Below are 19694 nucleotides of genomic sequence, written 5' to 3' on the forward strand. Positions count from 1 at the left end.
GGAGATATTATGAATAAAGTTCAAGAAATTGAGTATAAAAAGATAAGAGAAAAACTTGCAGATAGAGAATATCGTATAGGATTGGACTTAGGTGTTGGTTCAATAGGATATGCTGTAGTATCCTTAAAAGAATGCGATGATTTGTCCTATCTACCGGAAGATATTATTTTATCAGGAAGCAGAATTTTTAAATCCTCTATAGGAGCTGTCGAGCGCAGAGAATTTAGATTACAGAGAAACAGTCATAGACATCACAGAGAGCGCATGCGCTTTCTCTGGCAATTACTGGCTGAAAAACAGCTGGCTTTACAATCTTCCAAAGATTTAGAGAAAAAAGAAAATTCTGCTGATTGTGAAACCTCACAAAAAAGATTTCCAATCAATATATTAAAAGAAGATCCTTATATCCTAAGATATAAAGCTTTGGAGGAAAAGTTATCTTTGTTTCAGTTGGGGTATGTGTTATATCACATTGCAAACCATAGAGGTACGGACTCAGTTAGAAGTTTCTTAGAGTATGATGACGATAAGGTAAAAGAGAACACGTTAACAGCAAAAATTGCAAAAGAAACTAAGAAAGTTATAGATGCAAAAAAATATCGTACATTCGGCGAATATCTTTATAAGGAAAAAATAGAAAAATTTCAGCAAAATATAAGAAAAAAAGTCAGTAATAGAAAGACACCAGCAAATAAAAATAAAGAGTTTGCTGTTACCAGAGATGTAATAATTAAAGAAACTGAAAAAATTTTAGCCAGTCAAAAACAATATTATACTTATATTTTGACTGATGAGTATATTAAAAAAATTAAAGATGCAATATCTTACCAAACTGAAAAACTTATCCCGGAATCTGGATATTGTCCTTATTTTAAAGATGAAAAAAGAACTCCCTCGCTCACATAAGCTTAACGAATACAGAAGAATGTACGAGGCTCTTAATAACGCAAAATATTTTGCTCCGGTTCTCGATGAGAATACTGGTGAAATTTTAAGTTATCAAGAAAAAGAATTTTCAAGAGAAGAAAAAAAGATACTATTTGACGAAGTGTTATTAAAAGGTATGGAATTAACTGAATCAGGAGCAAAGAAATTATTACATCATCTCCCTGACGGTTGTGAGGTACAGCTTCAAGGTAGAGATAAAACAACTCAAAAGATTAAAGGTTATGCTCTGGTTGATCTTGCAACAGCAGGATGAATTTCTTTATGACTGGAACAGTCTTCCGCTTGAAAAATTAAAGCCTAAATTAACAAACTATTATTCCTTAACTGAAAGTGAAGTTGATGAAACTTTTCAGGAAATCAAACTTCCGTCAAACTACGCTTCTGTTGGAAAGAAAGCAATGGAAATTCTGCTGACATATATTAAGGACGGTTGTTCTTATACTGAAGCTCTAGAGAAAGCAGTCAGTGAAGGCAAACTTAAAGTTGACAAACAGACGATGATATATGATTCGTTGCCGTACTATGGTAAGATTCTTAAGGAAAGCCCTCAAAAACTTATAGGAAAAGCTTTCTCAAAACAATTTGCTGACAGAAATTATAAAGAACCTGATACTAATAAAAATGAAAGAGAGTTTGGCAAAATTGCCAACCCGGTAGTTCATCAGACATTAAATGAACTCAGAAAACTTATCAATGAAATTATTACTGTGTTTGGTAAAAAACCTCTAGAAATAGGTTTGGAGACAACAAGAGAACTTAAAAAAAGCAAGAAAAATAGAGAATATTTATCCAAGCAACAAAATAAAAACGAATATGCTAGAAATAGGATATACAAAGAATATATAGAACCGCATTTGTCGCAGATAAAGAGCCGGCAGGAAAATCCTTCAAAATATATTTTGAAATTTGAACTTCTTGAAGAGCAAAATTTTATTTGTCCGTTTTGCTATGAAAAGATAACTCCTGATGATATAATAAATTCAAAAGTTGACGTAGAACATATTTTCCCGATTGAAGAGAGCGAAGACGATACAAAAAACAATCTTGTAATTGCACATAATGAATGTAATGCTGACAAAGGAAAGAAATCGCCTTTTGATGCTTTTGGGGATAAGACATCCGGGAAATACAGGTGGAATTGCATTTTACACAATGCCCAAAACAATTTGCCGCACAAAGTATGGCGGTTTTATCAAGGTTCTCTTGAAAAATTTTTAGAAAACAAACCTATGTCAAGGCGTTTTGGGACAGACAACAGTTATATTTCTAAAATAGCCGCGAAATATCTAGCGTGTCTTTTTAATGATCCTTATCATTCAGAAATATTTTGTATTAAATCTTCTCTTATCGCTCAGCTTAGAATTGCTTGGGAACTGAATAGTATAATGGTTCCTCTTGTAAAAAATATCCTTTCCGAAAAAGAATTAGAAGAGTTCAAAATATCGAAAAACAAAAAAATAAGAATTGATAACAGACATCATGCTTTAGATGCTATAGTAATAGCCTACGCAAATAGAGGGTATCATAATTTTTTAAACAGGATACATGCAAAAGAATATAAAATAAATTATAGAGAAAAAAGCTGGTTATCTAAAATATTATTACCGCCATTAAATAGAGATTTAGAAGACTTTAAAATAAGCGTAAAAGATTCTATAGAAAAGGCGAATATCAGTATCAAGCATGACCATAATACTAACGGATCATTAGTAAAAGCTACAGCTTATAAAGTTTATTATTCCGGAACCGGGGAATATATAATTACAACCTCAAAAAATGTTGAAGAAATATCTTTTAAAGAAAAAGAGAATCCTAAAGATACTCTTCATCGGGCTTTATGTAAGTTTGAATGTAGAGACATAGACATCAAAGATGAAAAATTAATAAAAAAACTCAAATATAATAGCACTCTTTATGAAAAAGTACAAAATAATTTGTCTAAAGCAAAACAAGAATTGGAACAAGATAACAAAAAAACCGAAGAAGAAGGGAAAAAATCGCAAGAAATAACAGATGTTCGGATTTATAAAAAGGCCTGCAGCTTAGTCAAGGGACAGTACATTCAATGCGGCAGCAGACTTAAGGATAAATTTTTTGCTGTAAAAGAACCTACGGAAATAAAAACGGGGCTTGGCTATGATACCGGCGATAATTTATTTTTAGATTTATATTATGATAAGACAGGAAAACTTTGCGGTGAGATTATACGAAAAGTAAATTTTAATCGAAATAAACCAAACTATCAAAAAGAAGACTATACTCTTTTTGAAAGGATTTATCAGAGCGATACTCTGGAGGTTGATACTTCTGAAGATAAAGTCTCATTGAAAAATAAAACAGGTTCTGCTCCGAGTGACAGAACGTTTATAAAAGTTAAAACTTTCACAGAATTAAATGCGTATTTTGACGGTAAAAGAGATAAAATACAAATATTTTTTGGAAATTTATTGAAATCAAGTTCAAGTTTTAAAGATGACTCATTTTTTATATCAAGTATGCAGAAATACAATGTAAGAAAAGTTATTTTAACTTCTTTAGGCATTATAAAATACCGCTCGCAAATATTAAAAAACAAAGAGGTCTGAATGTGGAGAATTATTGATATTAGCGGTGATGGATATCATATTTTTGTCAAGAACAATAATTTTTCCGTACTAAAGAATAATGAAGAAAAACTTCATGCAAATTTCTCGGATATCAACTGCATTATTTTGCACGGTAACGGCATTACATATACAAATTCAGCAATTCAGAAATGTCTTAAAAATGAAATTCCTATAGTTTTCTGCGACGAAACACATACGCCCGCGGGAATGTTGTTGCCGTATTTTAATATTGCAGAGTATGGTAAACGTTTGGAAATACAATTATCTGCCAGCCAGCCTATACGAAAGCAGGCTTGGAAACAAATAATAACAGAAAAACTTATAAACCAATCCGCTTGTTTGGCATCTTTCCCAAAAAGCAATAGTAAACATTTACAGCTTTTAGATTTTGCGAGAGAAGTGAAAACCGGAGATAATACTTTTAGAGAAGGTATTGGTGCAAAAATATATTTTGGAGAGTTATTTGACAATTTTTACAGGAGCAATAAAAATGAAGATATAATTAATTCTTCGCTGAATTACGGATATGCTGTTTTGCGGAGTGGTATTGCAAGAGCTGTAGTATCCTGCGGACTTAATCCTGCAATTGGGGTGTTTCACAGTAAAAATAAAAATCCTTTTTGTTTAGTTGATGATCTCATAGAACCTTTGCGTCCTATGGTTGACTATATTGTGAAATCACAATATGAGGATTTTATTAAGGAGAAAATATTAACGCCTGCATTAAAAAGATTTCTTGTTTCAATAACCGAAAAAAATTGTTAGTTGAAAATGCCGCATATTCTTTTGTTGCTGGATTACAAAAATATATTCAGTCGTATCTGGCATATATATCAAAACAAGAGAAACAAATTATTTTTCCAAAGTTATTTTATGATATCAAAATATAAAGCTATGTGGGTATTAATTGCTTTTGATCTGCCTGTATTAACACAAAAACAACACTTTTTCGGAGAGAACCATATTTAACGCGGATAAGCAATATTTCGATAATCACCATTAGAACCAAGAGCAGCACGAACATTAAGGGTCTTCCACTACGATTACTATACTACTTATTGCACATATACACCACTGTGTAGCAAATTATACTTTTTTACGGCGGATTGTGGATCGCAAATATATTATAAGATTTTAAAGGAATTATCAAGAAATAGTATTAAAATATTGATATTGGATTTGAATACAGAGAGAAATTATGAGAAAACTGTTTGGAAACATTTAAGTCAGTGATAGTTCCCTTTTTAATGTAGTGCTTTTTATTATTTTTCTCGGCAAAAGAGATAACTTTTTCAGCTGTCTCATTAAAAAATTCTTTACATCCTTTGTAAGCAGATACTTGGGAATTATAATTTAATTTTCCAAAAATAATTTTGTCAACAAATTCTAAAGCTTTTAAAGTCTCATCAAAATCCTGCTTTATTATGTTCGGCGTGGGATAAGGTTCTATGCTCACCCATGTTTTAATTCCATTTTTATGAAGATTGTAAAGGCTTTTTATCCGCTTTTTCATAGGAGAGGCAAAAGGCTCTAATTTTTTTCTGAAATTATCTTTAATTGTTATGAGGGTTATTCCAAACTCATTGTTTGAACTGAGAGTTGTTAGTTTATCAGGCAGAATACCTTTTGTAATCGCAATACATTTTATGTTCTCCCGGTTAAGTCTTTTTATAATTTTATAGCTCATTTCAGATATCTCATTATATCCGCACATAAACGGATCTGTAGTGAAAGAAAGCTGCACAAAGCGGATTTTATCTTTATATTTTGGGATTTCAGATTCTAATATTTCTAAAGCGTTCTTGACTATTTTAGGTTTTATCCAATCGTCATATATTTTAATTTTACCAAAACGCTTAGCCATCAGCATAGCATAACAGGGATATAAACAGCCGTGAGAACAACCCTCTGCGTGGTTAATAGTATAATCACCATACTCAACATTTGTCTTATGCAACAAACTTTTTCTTATTATACTACTCATAAATAAATTTGTCCTTTTATTAAAAAACGATTTTTATTTTGGGTTTTTCTTTATTCTTATAACTTATATAAAAATTCCCTTTTTTGCGGTTAGATACTTCAGGCATAGGCATAACAGTTATTTTATTATCCTTCTCGTAAGAATTTAATATGGCGGTTACTCTTTTAGGTAACAAACCATGTAATATTCCATATTCATATAATTCACAGTTTGTCAGACTTTTATTTTTGTGAATATTTTCTATGAAAGGCGAATCTTCATCTGAAGTAGTTTTTTCAAATAAATCTTTTTCTTTAATTTTGTCTAAAGCTTCTAAAAATTTTTCTGCGCCAAGAATATGTTTTGTCAAGAAGAATAAAGTATACTTATTATTGGATTTTGTATTTTTAAGTTCTTTATAATAAACATAATCTGTATCAGCTTTTTTAGTAAAAGCCTTTTTTATTTCGTTTACAAAACTCATTTCATCCTGACATTTTCTAGCATCTTCTTCAGCTATACCCATATCATTAAGAAATCCAGCAATAGGTTTTAATTGTTTAGAATTTTCTTCTTTTCTTAAAAATCTATATATGTGATTAATAGGTATAAATATTAAAATATCTAATCTTTTTGCTTTAAAAATGTTTTGATAAGTGTCCCCTCTTAATTGAGTGTATCCCCAAGGATCAATAAAAAATAAGTGATTTGTTTTAGTTTTATGGTCAGCTTTTGACAATACGTCATTAATAAATTCGTTAGCATCTTTATTAAAACATAAAACTCTGTTGCCATCAGGTTCTAAATTTTTTATTAAGTCTACATAAGATTCTTCTTTAATATCGTTTAAAACGAGATGTATATTTTGTTGCTTGAATTACTGATGGATGTTATAACATTTTTGGCGATTATGGCGCTGCCTTCTTCGCCATTATTTGATATGCCTTTTCCGGCAAAAGGCTCAACTATAAAAATATCAGTAAAATACAACCTCATCATTATTGATAAGTACGCTTTTAAATATTTTTCATAAATAGATAATTTTATTATGGTTTTCTATATTCCCTTTTGTATCCATTGTATCATCTATAAAATTATTTAAATTTTTAAATACTAAGTATAAATAAATATATATACACTTTAACATATTTTATATAAAATAGAATATAATGTCAAAAACAAGATGAGGATTTTTGTTATAATTTAAAAGTTTAGAGGAGACACAGCAACAAATTTTATATGCCCCCCCCCCTATTTTTTTAAGTCATATAAGTTTATATTTTCCAGGCAAAATATACTTTGAATATTTTTCAGCGCAAATACAAGCGGGAAACCGCATCGCTATTATAGGAAATAATGGAACCGGCAAATCATCTCTGCTCAAAATTATCAAAGGCGATCTGCCTGCCTCTGAAGGCGAAATACAAAATAAAAACGTTTCTTTTGGCTATGTTCCGCAGTTAATTTATAAATATGAAAATTTAAGCGGCAGCGAGAAATTTAACAGAGCTTTAAGTGTTGCTTTTTCAAATCATCCTGATATATTACTTTTAGACGAACCGACAAATCATTTAGATCTAAAAAATCGCAGATCTCTTATAAAAATGCTGAACTTTTATAAAGGCACTCTGGTAGTAGTATCCCATGACACAGAGCTGTTAAGAAGATCTATTGACATATTGTGGCATATAGATAACGGGAAAGTGAGTGTTTTCAACGGGAAATATGACGACTACTGCCAAACAATAATGCAAGAGCGCCAAAATATTGAAAATGAGCTTGAATTTCTTGCAAAGGAAAAGAAAGAAAATCATAAAGCTTTAATGAAAGAACAGCAGCGCGCAAAAAAAACAAAGAAAGAGGCAAAAAATTTGTTGAGCGTAAAAAATGGCTGCCCGCATTGGGAGATTTAAACCAGAGTTATGCTCAGAAAACAACCGGCAAAAACAAAGGGTCTATTTCAAACAAAAGAAAAATATTAAACGAACGTCTTTCAAGTTTAAGACTTCCTGAAATAATAAAACCAAGTTTTTCTTTAACAGCTAAAGATATAGCTTCAAAAACGATTGTTTCAATAAGCGGTGGACAAACGGGATACGGACATAAAATAATTTCAAAAGATATAAATCTGTCAGTTGCAGGAAGCGAACATTTAGCGGTAACCGGCAGCAACAGTTCAGGTAAAACAACAGTGTTTAGGGCTATTTTACATTATCCGCAGATAAAAAAAACGGGCGTTTGGGATCTGCCGCGCTCTGAAGATATAGGTTATTTAGACCAGTGTTACAGTTCTTTAAGTGACATAAAAACAGTGTTAGAAACTCTGGCTGATTTGTCGCCTGAAAAAAACGCATGCCGAAATAAGAGATTTTTTAAATGATTTTTTATTCAGGAAAAATGAAGAAGTAAACAAACAAACAGGTGTCCGTTTTATCCGGCGGCGAAAAAGCAAGATTATCACTTGCTAAAATAGCATTACAGACGCCAAGACTGCTGCTTATAGACGAGATTACAAATAACATTGATTTGGAAACAAAAGAACACGTTATGCAGGCATTGAAAGAATATCCCGGAGCAATGATAATAATTTCCCATGACAGCGCATTTCTGGAAAATATAGGAATTACGCATTACTATAAGTTATAGACATATCGTTATCAAAAAAACTATACAGTTTTTATTCTTATTATTGTATTTTCAGGGAAAACAGAAAGGTCTCCGTCGACAGGTATTTTTACGGATTGACTAGCTTTCCCCGGCGCAAGCTCTTCAATAAGATTATTATTATCTTTATTGTAAATTTCATTTAAAATAATTTTCACCGGTTTAAACTTAAAAGGCGATAATATTTCTATTTCAGCTCCTTTTTTCAGCTTATTTCTCAATTCTATTGTTAAAAAGCCGTTTGCGTTGCTTTTTATGACGCCGGCATTTCTGTAATTGCTTTTACTTGAGGTATCAATATAATCCTGCGCTTCTATTCCCGGCATACCGTCAAAAAAACCTATAGTATATCCGCGGTTTTGCAGAGTTATCAGTTCTTTCATATATTCATCAGGATGCCAGCTGCCGGGGTTGTCAAAATAATCGTCAATTGCTTTACGATAAACCCTTGCTGTCTGCGCCGCATAATATTCGCTTTTATTCCTTCCTTCTATTTTTAAAGAATCAATCCCTATGCTTATAATTTTATCCAGTTTCGGCATGAGACATAAATCTTTTGAATTTAAAACATATGAGCCTTTATCATCTTCTTCCATTTCTAAATATTCGCCCGGTCTTAGTTCCTCTTCAAGAAGCAGTCTGCTTTTATATTTCCACCTACACGAATGGGCGCACGCTCCCTGATTTGCGCTGCGCGAAGCCATAAATGCAGACATTAAACATCTCCCAGAATAACTTACACACATAGATCCGTGTATAAAAATTTCGAGTTTTATCTCTCTGCACTTTTCTCTTATTTCTCTGACTTCAGAAAAGCTAATTTCTCTGCCGAGAACGCATAATTCAGCTCCCAAATTTTTCCAAAAATCTGCCGTAAGCCAAGAACAAATATTTGCTTGAGTTGATATATGTATAGGAATTTGCGGAATTTCTTTTTTTACATATTGAAATATGCCGGGATCTGAAATAATGATGCCATCGGGATTTAACGTTTTCAGCGTTTTTGCAAATTTTTCAAGTCTGTCAACATCTTTATTATGCGAAAACAAATTAAGCGTCAGATACACTTTTTTCTCGATATTATGCGCAAAGGAAATTCCCTCTTCCATTTCCTCCAAGAGAAATTCTGATTTTACTCTTAACGACATTTCGGGAATGCCGGCATAAACAGCATCAGCTCCGTAAAGGAACGCTGTTTTTAGTTTAGATAGAGATCCTGCCGGCAATAAAAGTTCTGGTTTTTTCATATAAGGTAATTTGACGGTAGCTGTAGTGCTTGTTCAAACATAGTTTTATAAAAATTTTGCTGACAGTCTTAAGCTTTAATATTCAATAAACATGCAATTGTAAGTAGGGGAAAATTGTAATATTATCGTTGTCGTGAACTAACTGTAATTCCATTGCCATTGCAAGAATAAGAATATCAAAAGTAGAGAGTTTGGGTTTTCTTTCTGAGAGCGGGGTCATGATGTGTTCAACTTTATATATTTTGTCGCAACTTAGATTGTGGTAGCGGTGTAAATCGTACGGGTAAAAAATAAGTCTGTTTCTTATAAGGAACTTTTATGAATATCAGGATCTGCCAAGCGACAAAAAGTCTAACTATCCAACAGGTAGTAATGACGGTACTGCGCTTTATTTGACATGCCTATTTTTCATGTATTCTTTATATGGAGAAAAACCTGCCTCTTTAAAAATTTCCCGCATTTTTTTCAATAGCTTTTGCAGTTTTTGCTAATTTTTTATCGGGTTTTGTTTCGAGTTTTTTTAGGTTTTTTTTCTTGGTTTTCTAGTTTGCTCATCGGTTTTAAATCTCCATTATTATAAAGGATAAATTTAGGAATAAAAAATATATATGTTATTTTAGCGTTTTCCGCTGATATTATCAAGTTCTTGCAAAATAATTATCTATAAACTAAGCAAAAGAGGGAGTTGCAAGTGATTGATTAAAGAGGTTGCAGTTTGGTAAAACAAAAACAGAGATCCAAAATCCGAAAACGGGAGAATAAAATAAGATGGAATAAATGAGTAAAGTAATTGCAGTTTTGTTAGTTGTGTTTTTAGATTTTAATTCTGTTGTAAGGGCAGAGGACTTACACAAATAAATGAAGCGGCGCGCGCGATAAATAATAGAAGATCTATTCTAAAAAGGAAGTAAAACAACCGCCCTCTCTTGTTATTATGTAATAGCGATTTGTTTATCCCCACTACTTGGAATATGCCTTCTTGTTGGCGCTGCTTTATGGAATTTAAGCAATGAAGGGCAAATGAAAGAAGGGAGCCGCGTCGTGGCGTGGAAATTGGGTGTGTATGTTGTTGCTCTAATTGGGTATTGTAAAATATATTATAATATAGGGGGGGGGGTAATTCCCTTTTTCCTGTACCCCGAGGTAAAGGAAGAAAAGTTAAGCGCTGTTATAAAAATAAAAAAATATGTTAAAATGCTCGGTGCGTTCTATAGAGGAAAAATTATTAAATTTAGTGAACGCTTTTGGCGGCGATAAAACTTCTTTTGTTAGACTTTTATTTCTTTTTAGTATGTCCGATAACTAGCGTCTGTGCCATGAATTTATTCCTTATTAATTATTATTATTGCGGCGTATTCTGACATAAGTGGAATGAAAAGAGATGGTATTATTGATGGAAGGATCAAAAGAATTCCTGTTAAACCAGTTTGATAAACAGCTTTACAGAATAATTGATAATGACTTTGAAAAAATAAAAGAATTATATCGGAAATTTCATGATAGAAGTCGTGAAGATCTAATTAAAATGACATACCAGAGGTATCCATCGTATGCAAAAAACAGTAAAAATCTGGATATTTAACAAATCAAACTCAAAATGAAATTAAGAAAATAATACCTGATAATAAAACGACTTTATTTGATGTCGGTTACGAAAGTAAGAGTTTAGAAGTTTATCTAAACTTATTGATATAAAAACTCTCATCGATATCAGGAAAAGCCTGGTAAAAAAGGTTATTCAATCGGATATTATAATAACGTAGAATAGACGATAGTCGCTGAGACGTTAGTTTGTTGGTTTTCCGAATACTGTTTATAATTTATAATCAAACACCTAAATCTCATTTTTTGCCGACAATTTTAAAAACCTTAGTTGAGCAATGAGGGCACACGCCCGAAACGGCTTTAATGCCGTTTTTCATCACTACGTCTTGAGGATCTTTCACTTCAACCTGTTTTTTGCATTTCATACATCTCGCTTCTGCCATAAACTATACCTCTATATTTTTTATATTTTATTTTACTGTATTTCTGTATTTGGAAAGCGGGCGATGGGAATCGAACCCACATCTCCGACTTGGGAAGCCGGGGTTTTACCACTATACTACGCCCGCAAGAAAGCGGCTCGCAACGACTTTCTCCAATATGCTGAGCTGACCAAGAGTATCATTAGAGTTTATACTTTTTTTTAATATGTGTCAATTTTGAAAAAACTATTTTTAGAGCCTCATCCGTATTGAAAATTTTACCTTCTAACTGCGTCTCTGTGGCAAAGTTTAGAAGTTCCCCGATCCATGGGCCAGGTTTTAAGTTAAACTTTTTCATTATTATATTCCCATCAATAATTTTAGACAACGGTTCTGCATTTTTCAATTCATAATAATATTTCAGAAGTTCCCTAACCGATTTTTCCTGAAGTTTTAGTTCCTTAGAGGAGAATACTTTCAGTTTCTTATAAGAATGCCAGTCTGACATTGAAATAACGAGTAAATCCGGAGTATTGTCGCCTATATCTCTAAAAAATTTTAATGCGGCTTTTTTTGTGACAATATTATTTCTTGTCAAAGTTGATGGACGCATGTGATTGCTTACTAAAAATACCGCAGTTTCAATATCATTTTTACTGGATTTGAGAGAAAACATAATTTCTTTTACTTTTCCGGCTCCCAATTCTTCGTGTCCTAAAAAGTGCATTTTGCCATTTTCAAATTTCGCTGTTTCAGGTTTTGCGCTGTCATGGAAAAGAGCGGCAAATTTTAAAAGACTCTCTCTTGTGATGTTCTCGGAAAAAGTGGCATTATTATCAAAATGTTTTTGCATGTCGGTATAATTTTCAGGGAAGTACTTTTTTAAATTATTGAGGATGTTTTCTGCCGATTCCACAGTCTCAAAAGAATGCTGAAACAGTCCTCCCGGATGATAATAATATTTTCTGCATGTTTTTTTCATTTTCTTGATTTCAGCGAAAATCTCAGAAAGCAGTCCGCAGTCATCCATATCTTTAATTAAAGCTGCAGAATTTTTTACCGACAAGCAAAAACATTTTGATAATAATGCCACTTTTTCCGAGAACATCACAAGAGAGAGTCTTTTAAAATTTGCCGCTCTTTTCCATGACAGCGCAAAACCTGAAACAGCGAAATTTGAAAATGGCAAAATGCACTTTTTAGGACACGAAGAATTGGGAGCCGGAAAAGTAAAAGAAATTATGTTTTCTCTCAAATCCAGTAAAAATGATATGCTTTTTAAAATTTTTAAAGTTCTTTAAATTGAAAGCTGTTGCATTAATGGTAAAATCCCTGTTTTGAAGATCCTGTTCTATGGTTTTGCCGTTAAAGAGAGAAATGTCTATATTTGTGATAACATCGTCTTTAAGAATTATTCTATAAGTTTTTCTTGTGTCATTTAAAGTGATAAGCTTTGAGTTAAATACATCTGCAATTTTTTTAGAGTATTTCAAAGCGTTTCTACTAACTGCTAAGTCAATATCAATAGGACTGCGTTTTAAAAGCAGATCTCTTGAAAATCCTCCGGTAGCATAAATATCAAAATCTTTTGACAAATTGTTGATTTTTTTAATAAGCTTATTCAATATTGTGGTTCGACTCCGCCGTATTATTTATGCCTCGGGATTGACAATTACGCTGACAGAGTAACTAAGAAATACTTTGTTTATAGCGTCAAGTACATTTTGTGCTGTAATTTTTTCCATTTGTTTAAGATATTCATTGTCATATTCGCAACCCTGTCCGACAATTTCCCGCCAGCCGTAATAATAAGACTGTTTACTTACGGTCTGCCTGCTCATAATATAAAGACCTTTTATATACGTTTTAGTATTTTTTAATTCCTCTTCGTCAACTTTTAGAGTGCAGAAATCTTTCAAAATTTTATCTGTCTTTTTTAAGGTTAACTCAATATTTTTCTTGTCAAGCCCTATATAAACTGCAAGATAGCTTTCTGCTTTTCTCGGTGTATATACAGCACCTACTTCATAGGCAAGTCCAAGATTTTCCCTTAACTCGACAAAAAGTCTGCTTGTCATCTTTCCGCCTAAAATAGCATTTGCAACTTTAATTGAAACAAAATCTTTGCTGGAAATAGCGGGAGCGGGAAATCCCGTATATATGTAAGCCTGATTAAATTTTCCTTTGATTTCTTTTTTAATTGATTCGTGCTGTTTTATGTTGAAGACAGGTTTTTCAACTTTTTTGCCATCGGGAACCGACGCAAAATACTTTTCTAAAGACTCTTTTACAATGTTTTTGCCTATGTTTCCGGCAACCGAAATCAAAATATTTGAGGTATTATAGGAATATCTGTGCCAATCTGCCAGATCTTTACAGCTGATTTTTGAAACGGTTTCTTTTGCACCTAAAACAGGCATTGCATAAGACGTGTTATGGTAAAACAATTTTGCAAACTCATCGTAAGCGATGTTTCCGATATTGTCTCTGCGGCAACTCAGAGCCGCTATAACATTCTGTTTTTCAAAAGATAATTCTTTTTCATCAAATGCTGGATTTAATACTGCATCTGCAAGAATGTCTGCGGCTTTGTCAAAATATTCCGAGAGAAAGGTCATACTGAGTAATGCTGTATCGTAATCCGCATCGCCGGACAAATCTGCTCCTATGCTTTCTGTCTCGTTTGCAAGGATTTCATTGGACCGATTTTTTGTGGACTGTGTCATAAGTTTTGCAGTAAGATACGATATTCCGGCATTATCTGAAGTCTCGTTTATAACTGAAACAGGGGTGAATATTCTCATTGAAACAACATTGACTCCACTGGTTTTATTGAATACGACCTTGATATTATTGCTAAGCCTAAAACTTTCCATTTTGCCTCCAGACACATTTTATGCGAGCAACATTTTACGCCAAAACATAATTTTAAGCAAAATTGTCAATCAAAGCAAAAGCGTATTTTCATTTATTTCTGGCTTTAGACAGTTGCTGCTGAAGGCAATAATGCTATATTGGAAACTGTTGCGGGAGAATAGTATTTCTTGAAGAAATTGATGATATCGCTGACTGTCATACTTTCTATTTTTTTCATATGTTCCGTTACAAATTTAGGATTGTCCATTAAGTGCCAGTACCCGATGTTATCGGCGGTGCCAAAAGGAGTTTCAAGGGAAAAATTCCAGTTTGTTTTTATTGAAAGTGTTGCTCTATTTAATTCTTCTTCCGCAATACCGCCGTCGATAATATATTCAATTTGTTTTTTGATTTCATCTTTTATTTTTTTGAGATTTTTAGAATCAAAAACAGATATGATACAGATATTTCCAGTTCCTTTTTCAGTCATAAAGTAAGAATCTGTCGAATATACAAGATGTTTTTTTTCATACAGCGCTTTATACAGTCTTGAACTTTTTCCGCTGCCCAAGATATTTACAGCCGTGTCTGCAGTATAGATATCTTCCTCATTTATAGCAGGTCCTAGAAATCCGGTAAGCATATATCCCGTTTCAACTTTTCCGTATTCAATTATATCTTTTCCGTCATGGACTTTTTCAAAAAGCATCGGATCCGGAGACGCAGACTGCTCCTCAAATTTTCCGAAAGTTTCGCCGATAAGTTTCTCTACGGCGGTTTCATCAAAATTTCCCGATACAACAACAATCATTTTTGCCGGAATATAATGAGTTTTGTAATAACCGTATATTTCTTCTCTCGAAACATTTGCAACAACCTGCGGTGTTCCTATAATGCTGTTTTTCAGCGCGCTTGCTTCATAAACAGTTTCATAAAACTTTTCATAAATAACAGCTGCGGGATTATCAGAATGTCTTTGGATTTCTTCAATTACAACTTTTCTTTCTCTGTCAATTTCATCCTGCGGGAAAAGCGGGTTTTGCATAGCGTCCGCAAGCATTTTTATACTTTCTCCCAATCCGTCTTTTTGTATATTTATATAGTACATTGTAAATTCTTTTGCGGTAGCAGCGTTTATATATCCGCCCATATTTTCAACATTTCTGCCCATTAAATCCCCTCTGTAATTTTTACTGCCTTTAAACATCAAATGTTCTAAAAAGTGGGACAGTCCCGACTGAAACGGTTTTTCGTCAACGGAACCCACTCTTACAAAAACAATTGCTGTTGCCGTCAGAGTATTTTTATTGTTTATTAAAATAGACGTAAGTCCGTTTTCGTATTTCACAGTTTTTGCTCCATTTTAAACAGCACTTTAAATAAGAAAATGTTTTTTTAAAGACATTTATATATCTTTTGTTCTGGAACTAAAAGACCTTGTATTTATTTTATATAGGTTTAAAGATGTATATATTTTAGCAATTTTTGCATGGATATCAGCGGAAATATTGCACAAAAACAGGGATTTAATCTGAAGAATTTTAACAGTTTTGTTTTTTCAATGCAAATCATCGTCGCGCAATCGGGAAAGTTCTTTATTTTTTTCTTGCTGTTCAACTCCTCAGAAACGGTTAAAGGTTTTATCTATGACAAACGCATATTCTTATTTTTAGGAGAAACTCTTTTTAGACAGATTAGCGTCAGACTCTCAATTAGATTCTTGTAGCAGTTAGATATAAATATGCACCATTTCAAGCTGATGAGAAATTTATTCCGTCGGACTTTAAGATTTTTATTTTTTTCGCGATATTATCATAATTACATTTTAACGAAAAAAACAGCTTTATCATGTGAGAGAGCACAGCCTTTATATCTTTCCTGTAGTTATCGTAAGGGGAGCGTTGTGAAAAATAATGTATATTATAATTTGTCAAAAAACTACTGTAAAAACGAGGGAATATAGGAGACATAATCGTAAAAGAGAACTGCTTTTCTTTATAGATTCAGCCTTTTGACGTGAAAGTTAAAAGGAGATTTTATATATTTCTCTCAATGCAAGATCAATAGTATCATCTTTTAAAGTTTCTTTCCAGTCTAAAAGCATTCTTCAAGATATTCTAATTGGACAAGCTTTTTCTTTTTCGTTAATTAATGTCTGTTCCTCTAATTTTTCAGCAGCAATCTAATTTTTTGTTGACTTGACAAAAATTTTGATGTCGGGTATAAGAATTTTTTATTAACCGCTATATCGTATTGTTTTTGTAAAGTGTTATGCGTAAGTTGTTTTCTGGATATAATACTATAGTTAATCTGCAAACCGGGTATTATTTTTTATATCTGCACACCCGCTAAAACAGAAAAAGATGAGGCATGACACAACATGACAATATAAATTTTTTTACTGCTTTGAAAATAATTAGCGACTGCAAACTTTTAACAACTCTAAATTTAATCAAGTTTATAATGCCTCTGAAAACTTGACAATTTTTAATTCTGAAAATACGCTTCAGTTTTATGAAAAACTACAAAAAAATCTTGAGCATTGATTGTCATCTATATATCTGTTATAGGTTTAAACTTAGGAACGAGCAGTTTCATTATACACCATGCCAACAAATAGGCAATTGCGCAAAAAGCAAACATTATAGTATATCCTGTCTCAATATGTCCTAATGTGCTGTAATGATCAAACAGCCAGCCGCCGGCTTTGGAAATAATTACGCCGCTGATACTGCCTGCCATTCCGCCGATGCCGGTTACTGAAGCTACAACTTTTTTAGGAAACATATCTGACACTGTAGTAAAAAGGTTTGCCGACCATGCTTGGTGAGCCGATGTTCCGATTCCTATCAGCAAAATAGGCCACCAATAGCTGATACTGCTTAACGGCTGCGCTAACAGCACTACAAGGGGGAATATTGCTATGACAATCATAGCTGCCATGCGGGCAGGATACATATTCATACCCTTATTGACAAAATAAGCGGGCAACCATCCTCCGCCTATGCTGCCCATCATCGTCATAGTGTACAGCACCGCAAGAGGCATCATAAGCTGCGTACCTGCCATACCATAGTATGATTTAAGGAAAACCGGTAGCCAAAATAAAAAAAACCACCAAACGCAATCTGTAAAAAATTTGCCTATGACAAAAGACCAAGTCTGTCTGTATGCGAGAAGACGAAACCAGCGGACTTTGTTTTTGCTGCTTTTCTCTTTGACATCATTTTCAACAGGTTGTTCTTTCGTATCGCTGTGTATATAGTTATACTCGGCTTTGTTTATTTTCCTTTTTTTCAAAAGTTTTTCTGGACTGTCATAGTAGTATTTCCAAAAGACTATCCATAAAAATCCTGTTGCCCCTACTATAATGAATGCGTATTCCCAGCCAAAGTATTCTGCTATAAGAGGCACGCTGAGCGGTGCAACAACAGCTCCGATATTAGCGCCGGAATTGAAAATGCCTGTCGCAAAGGAACGTTCTTTTTTAGGAAACCATTCGGCTGTTGTTTTAATAGCTGAGGGGAAATTTCCAGATTCGCCTACGCCCAGTACAAAACGCGCAAATATGAAACCTACTACAGACACTGGCATCATCACTATGCCGAAAACGGAAAGCAAAGGTGACAATGCGTTGCCTATGCCGTTTGCAAAAGCGTGTATCATAGAGCCTATTGACCATAATATTAATGCCCATGCGTAGCCTTTTTTAGTGCCGAGCCGGTCTATAAACCTGCCTGCAAAAAGCAGGGCTATAGCGTAACAAAACTGAAAAGCTGAAGTAATGTTAGCATAATCGCTGTAAGTCCAGTGAAACTTTTCCGACAAATACGGCTGCAGCAGGCTTAAGACCTGCCTATCTACATAATTTATCGTGGTGGCAAAAAAAAGCAATGCACAGATAGTCCATCTGTAATTAGTCATTTTTTGATTGGTTGTACCGGCGTCGGAAAGAGTTTCATTTTGTGCCATTTATGATCTCCTATCTTAAAAAGTAATTCCTTTACCTGCGATAGTAAGAAAATATTAGAAATCAAAGCTTAAATTTAAAATAACGCACGGCGTTGTCATAAGAAATATCGGAAACTATTTTGGAAAGTATTTTGACATCGTAGGGATATTCGCCGTTTTCAACCCAGCTACCTATCAAATCGCAGAGAATACGTCTGAAATATTCATGCCTTGTATAAGACAGGAAACTGCGTGAATCGGTAAGCATGCCTACAAAGTTGCTTAAAATACCTAAATTGGCAAGAGAAGTAAGCTGTTCCGTTATGCCGGGTTTGTGATCGTTAAACCACCATGCAGCACCCTGCTGTATCTTGCTTAAAGCCGAACTATCCTGAAAGCAGCCCAGTATGGTGCCTATAACAGCATTGTCATTGGGATTGAGGCTGTATATTATCGTCCGTGGCAGCTGTCCAGCAGAGTCAAGAGCATCGAGAAAATTCGATAACTGTGCACCGGGAGCAAAATTGTCTATACAGTCATGTCCGGTATCCGGACCGAGTTTATCAAACACGAGCGTATTATTGTTTCGTTTGCACCCGTAGTGCAGTTCCATTACAAGGTCATTTTTGGAGTACTCCCCTCCGGCAAAAAGCATAAAAGCGGTTTTATATTTTAATTCCTCTTCTTTACTAAGAGCGACTCCACTTAATCTTTTGTCAAATATTGTTTCTACTTCCTTATCGGAAGACGGGACGTACATAATATATTCAGGAGCATGGTCTGTTGTGCGACAGCCTGAGGATATAAAGAACCCAAGTCTTTTCCGGAAAGCCTCTTTCATAGTCTTAAAAGAAGTAATATTAACGTCGCTTACTTCTGAAAAACGTGCGATGTAATCTTTAAACCCCGGTTTTTCTATATTCAGCGCTCTGTCCGGACGCCATGTGGGAAGAACCTGCACGTCAAAAGATTCCTCTTCTTTAATTTTCTTGTGCCATTCAAGATTGTCAACAGGATCGTCCGTAGTGCATATAAGCGTAACGCTGGACTGTTTTATCATAGAGCGCGCAGACATAGACTTTTCCTGAAGTTTTTCGTTACAAATTGTCCACACTTCCTTTGCAGTTTCGCCGTTTAAAACGCCTTCATAGCCGAAATATCTCCTGAGTTCAAGATGACTCCAGTGATAAAGAGGATTTCCTATTGCTTTCTCAAGAGTTTCAGCCCATTTCTGGAATTTTTCACTGTCTGATGCGTTACCGGTTATGTACTTTTCTTCCACACCGCAGGAGCGCATTTGACGCCATTTATAATGGTCTGAGCCGAGCCAGAGCTGGCTTATATTTTCAAACTGTCTGTCCTTAGCAATCTCTTCAGGATTAATGTGGCAGTGGTAATCCAGAATAGGCTTTTTTTCCGCATATTTGTGGAAAAGTTCTTTTGCCGCTTCCGTAGAAAGTAAAAAATCTTTATCAAGGAACTTTTTCATAAT

21 protein-coding genes and 1 tRNA gene are annotated in these 19694 nt (G+C 33.8%); 10 read left to right on the forward strand and 12 right to left on the reverse strand.

Annotated features, from left to right (window positions below):
- The first annotated feature begins 9 nt into the window (after positions 1–9).
- The 4 genes from cas9 (RSTT_RS00475) to cas1 are packed head-to-tail and all read left to right on the forward strand — an operon-like array spanning position 10 to position 4319.
- Positions 10–906 (forward strand): type II CRISPR RNA-guided endonuclease Cas9, encoded by an 897-nt coding sequence (gene cas9, locus RSTT_RS00475; RefSeq protein ID WP_096525288.1) that lies wholly within the window; start codon positions 10–12, stop codon positions 904–906.
- Entirely contained in the window at positions 878–1201 is a 324-nt protein-coding gene (locus RSTT_RS00480) for a hypothetical protein (protein WP_096525289.1), read from the forward strand. The genes cas9 (RSTT_RS00475) and RSTT_RS00480 overlap by 29 nt, the downstream gene beginning before the upstream one ends.
- Positions 1170–3533: a type II CRISPR RNA-guided endonuclease Cas9 gene (gene cas9, locus RSTT_RS00485; RefSeq protein WP_096525290.1), complete on the forward strand. Its 2364-nt coding sequence runs from the start codon at positions 1170–1172 to the stop codon at positions 3531–3533. The genes RSTT_RS00480 and cas9 (RSTT_RS00485) overlap by 32 nt, the downstream gene beginning before the upstream one ends.
- Complete coding sequence (gene cas1 / locus RSTT_RS00490; RefSeq protein ID WP_096525291.1) at positions 3534–4319, forward strand: type II CRISPR-associated endonuclease Cas1; 786 nt, start codon at positions 3534–3536, stop codon at positions 4317–4319.
- A 394-nt stretch (positions 4320–4713) separates the two neighbouring features.
- On the opposite strand, the gene RSTT_RS00495 is transcribed toward cas1, so the two are convergent.
- Genes RSTT_RS00495 through RSTT_RS06020 form a run of 3 tightly spaced genes read right to left on the reverse strand, consistent with a single transcriptional unit; the run spans position 4714 to position 6516 of the window.
- Positions 4714–5538: a radical SAM protein gene (locus tag RSTT_RS00495; protein ID WP_096525292.1), complete on the reverse strand. Its 825-nt coding sequence runs from the start codon at positions 5536–5538 to the stop codon at positions 4714–4716.
- A 19-nt stretch (positions 5539–5557) separates the two neighbouring features.
- On the reverse strand, positions 5558–6379 hold the full coding sequence (gene tcmP, locus RSTT_RS00500; protein ID WP_096525293.1) for a three-Cys-motif partner protein TcmP: 822 nt from the start codon (positions 6377–6379) through the stop codon (positions 5558–5560).
- The gene (locus RSTT_RS06020; RefSeq protein ID WP_172412798.1) at positions 6364–6516 is read right to left on the reverse strand and encodes a hypothetical protein; all 153 of its coding nucleotides are present in this window, start codon (positions 6514–6516) and stop codon (positions 6364–6366) included. The genes tcmP and RSTT_RS06020 overlap by 16 nt, the downstream gene beginning before the upstream one ends.
- A 347-nt stretch (positions 6517–6863) precedes the next feature.
- Here RSTT_RS06020 and RSTT_RS07245 point away from each other — a divergent pair, with 347 nt between their 5' ends.
- The 3 genes from RSTT_RS07245 to RSTT_RS00515 are packed head-to-tail and all read left to right on the forward strand — an operon-like array spanning position 6864 to position 8163.
- On the forward strand, positions 6864–7430 hold the full coding sequence (locus tag RSTT_RS07245; RefSeq protein WP_503487593.1) for an ATP-binding cassette domain-containing protein: 567 nt from the start codon (positions 6864–6866) through the stop codon (positions 7428–7430).
- Entirely contained in the window at positions 7418–7897 is a 480-nt protein-coding gene (locus RSTT_RS00510) for an ATP-binding cassette domain-containing protein (RefSeq protein WP_096525294.1), read from the forward strand. The genes RSTT_RS07245 and RSTT_RS00510 overlap by 13 nt, the downstream gene beginning before the upstream one ends.
- A gap of 41 nt (positions 7898–7938) precedes the next feature.
- The gene (locus tag RSTT_RS00515) at positions 7939–8163 is read left to right on the forward strand and encodes an ATP-binding cassette domain-containing protein (protein ID WP_102135980.1); all 225 of its coding nucleotides are present in this window, start codon (positions 7939–7941) and stop codon (positions 8161–8163) included.
- A gap of 20 nt (positions 8164–8183) precedes the next feature.
- Here the strand turns inward: RSTT_RS00515 and RSTT_RS00520 are convergent, their stop codons facing one another.
- Positions 8184–9428 carry a peptidase U32 family protein gene (locus RSTT_RS00520; RefSeq protein ID WP_096525295.1) on the reverse strand — a complete coding sequence of 415 codons (1245 nt, stop codon included), beginning with the start codon at positions 9426–9428 and terminating at the stop codon, positions 8184–8186.
- 1020 nt (positions 9429–10448) lie between these two features.
- Between RSTT_RS00520 and RSTT_RS00525 the strand changes: the two genes are divergently transcribed.
- Positions 10449–10685, forward strand: a complete 237-nt coding sequence (locus tag RSTT_RS00525; RefSeq protein WP_096525296.1) for a hypothetical protein — start codon at positions 10449–10451, stop codon at positions 10683–10685.
- Positions 10686–10821: 136 nt separating this feature from the next.
- On the forward strand, positions 10822–11010 hold the full coding sequence (locus RSTT_RS00530) for a hypothetical protein (RefSeq protein WP_096525297.1): 189 nt from the start codon (positions 10822–10824) through the stop codon (positions 11008–11010).
- Positions 11011–11269: 259 nt separating this feature from the next.
- Here RSTT_RS00530 and RSTT_RS06025 read toward each other — a convergent pair whose 3' ends face one another.
- From RSTT_RS06025 to RSTT_RS06375, 3 genes are all read right to left on the reverse strand, one after another.
- On the reverse strand, positions 11270–11416 hold the full coding sequence (locus tag RSTT_RS06025; RefSeq protein WP_172412799.1) for a DUF5679 domain-containing protein: 147 nt from the start codon (positions 11414–11416) through the stop codon (positions 11270–11272).
- A gap of 55 nt (positions 11417–11471) precedes the next feature.
- Positions 11472–11542, reverse strand: a tRNA-Gly gene (locus RSTT_RS00535).
- Between the two features lie 55 nt (positions 11543–11597).
- Entirely contained in the window at positions 11598–12425 is an 828-nt protein-coding gene (locus RSTT_RS06375) for an HD domain-containing protein (protein WP_349677901.1), read from the reverse strand.
- Between RSTT_RS06375 and RSTT_RS06900 the strand changes: the two genes are divergently transcribed.
- Complete coding sequence (locus RSTT_RS06900; protein ID WP_197702012.1) at positions 12382–12696, forward strand: HDIG domain-containing metalloprotein; 315 nt, start codon at positions 12382–12384, stop codon at positions 12694–12696. The two genes, RSTT_RS06375 and RSTT_RS06900, sit on opposite strands and share 44 nt — an antisense overlap.
- On the opposite strand, the gene RSTT_RS00545 is transcribed toward RSTT_RS06900, so the two are convergent.
- From RSTT_RS00545 to uxaC, 5 genes are all read right to left on the reverse strand, one after another.
- Positions 12595–13020 carry a nucleotidyltransferase family protein gene (locus RSTT_RS00545; RefSeq protein ID WP_172412800.1) on the reverse strand — a complete coding sequence of 142 codons (426 nt, stop codon included), beginning with the start codon at positions 13018–13020 and terminating at the stop codon, positions 12595–12597. The two genes, RSTT_RS06900 and RSTT_RS00545, sit on opposite strands and share 102 nt — an antisense overlap.
- Before the next feature lie 27 nt (positions 13021–13047).
- Positions 13048–14271 carry a M16 family metallopeptidase gene (locus RSTT_RS00550; protein WP_096525300.1) on the reverse strand — a complete coding sequence of 408 codons (1224 nt, stop codon included), beginning with the start codon at positions 14269–14271 and terminating at the stop codon, positions 13048–13050.
- 104 nt (positions 14272–14375) lie between these two features.
- Complete coding sequence (locus RSTT_RS00555; RefSeq protein ID WP_015423077.1) at positions 14376–15599, reverse strand: M16 family metallopeptidase; 1224 nt, start codon at positions 15597–15599, stop codon at positions 14376–14378.
- Positions 15600–16804: 1205 nt separating this feature from the next.
- Positions 16805–18223: an MFS transporter gene (locus RSTT_RS00565; RefSeq protein WP_096525301.1), complete on the reverse strand. Its 1419-nt coding sequence runs from the start codon at positions 18221–18223 to the stop codon at positions 16805–16807.
- A gap of 61 nt (positions 18224–18284) precedes the next feature.
- Positions 18285–19691, reverse strand: a complete 1407-nt coding sequence (uxaC, locus tag RSTT_RS00570) for a glucuronate isomerase (RefSeq protein ID WP_096525302.1) — start codon at positions 19689–19691, stop codon at positions 18285–18287.
- Positions 19692–19694 lie beyond the last annotated feature (3 nt).

It is taken from the genome of Candidatus Endomicrobiellum trichonymphae (genome assembly GCF_002355835.1).
In the GTDB taxonomy this organism is placed as follows: domain Bacteria; phylum Elusimicrobiota; class Endomicrobiia; order Endomicrobiales; family Endomicrobiaceae; genus Endomicrobiellum; species Endomicrobiellum trichonymphae.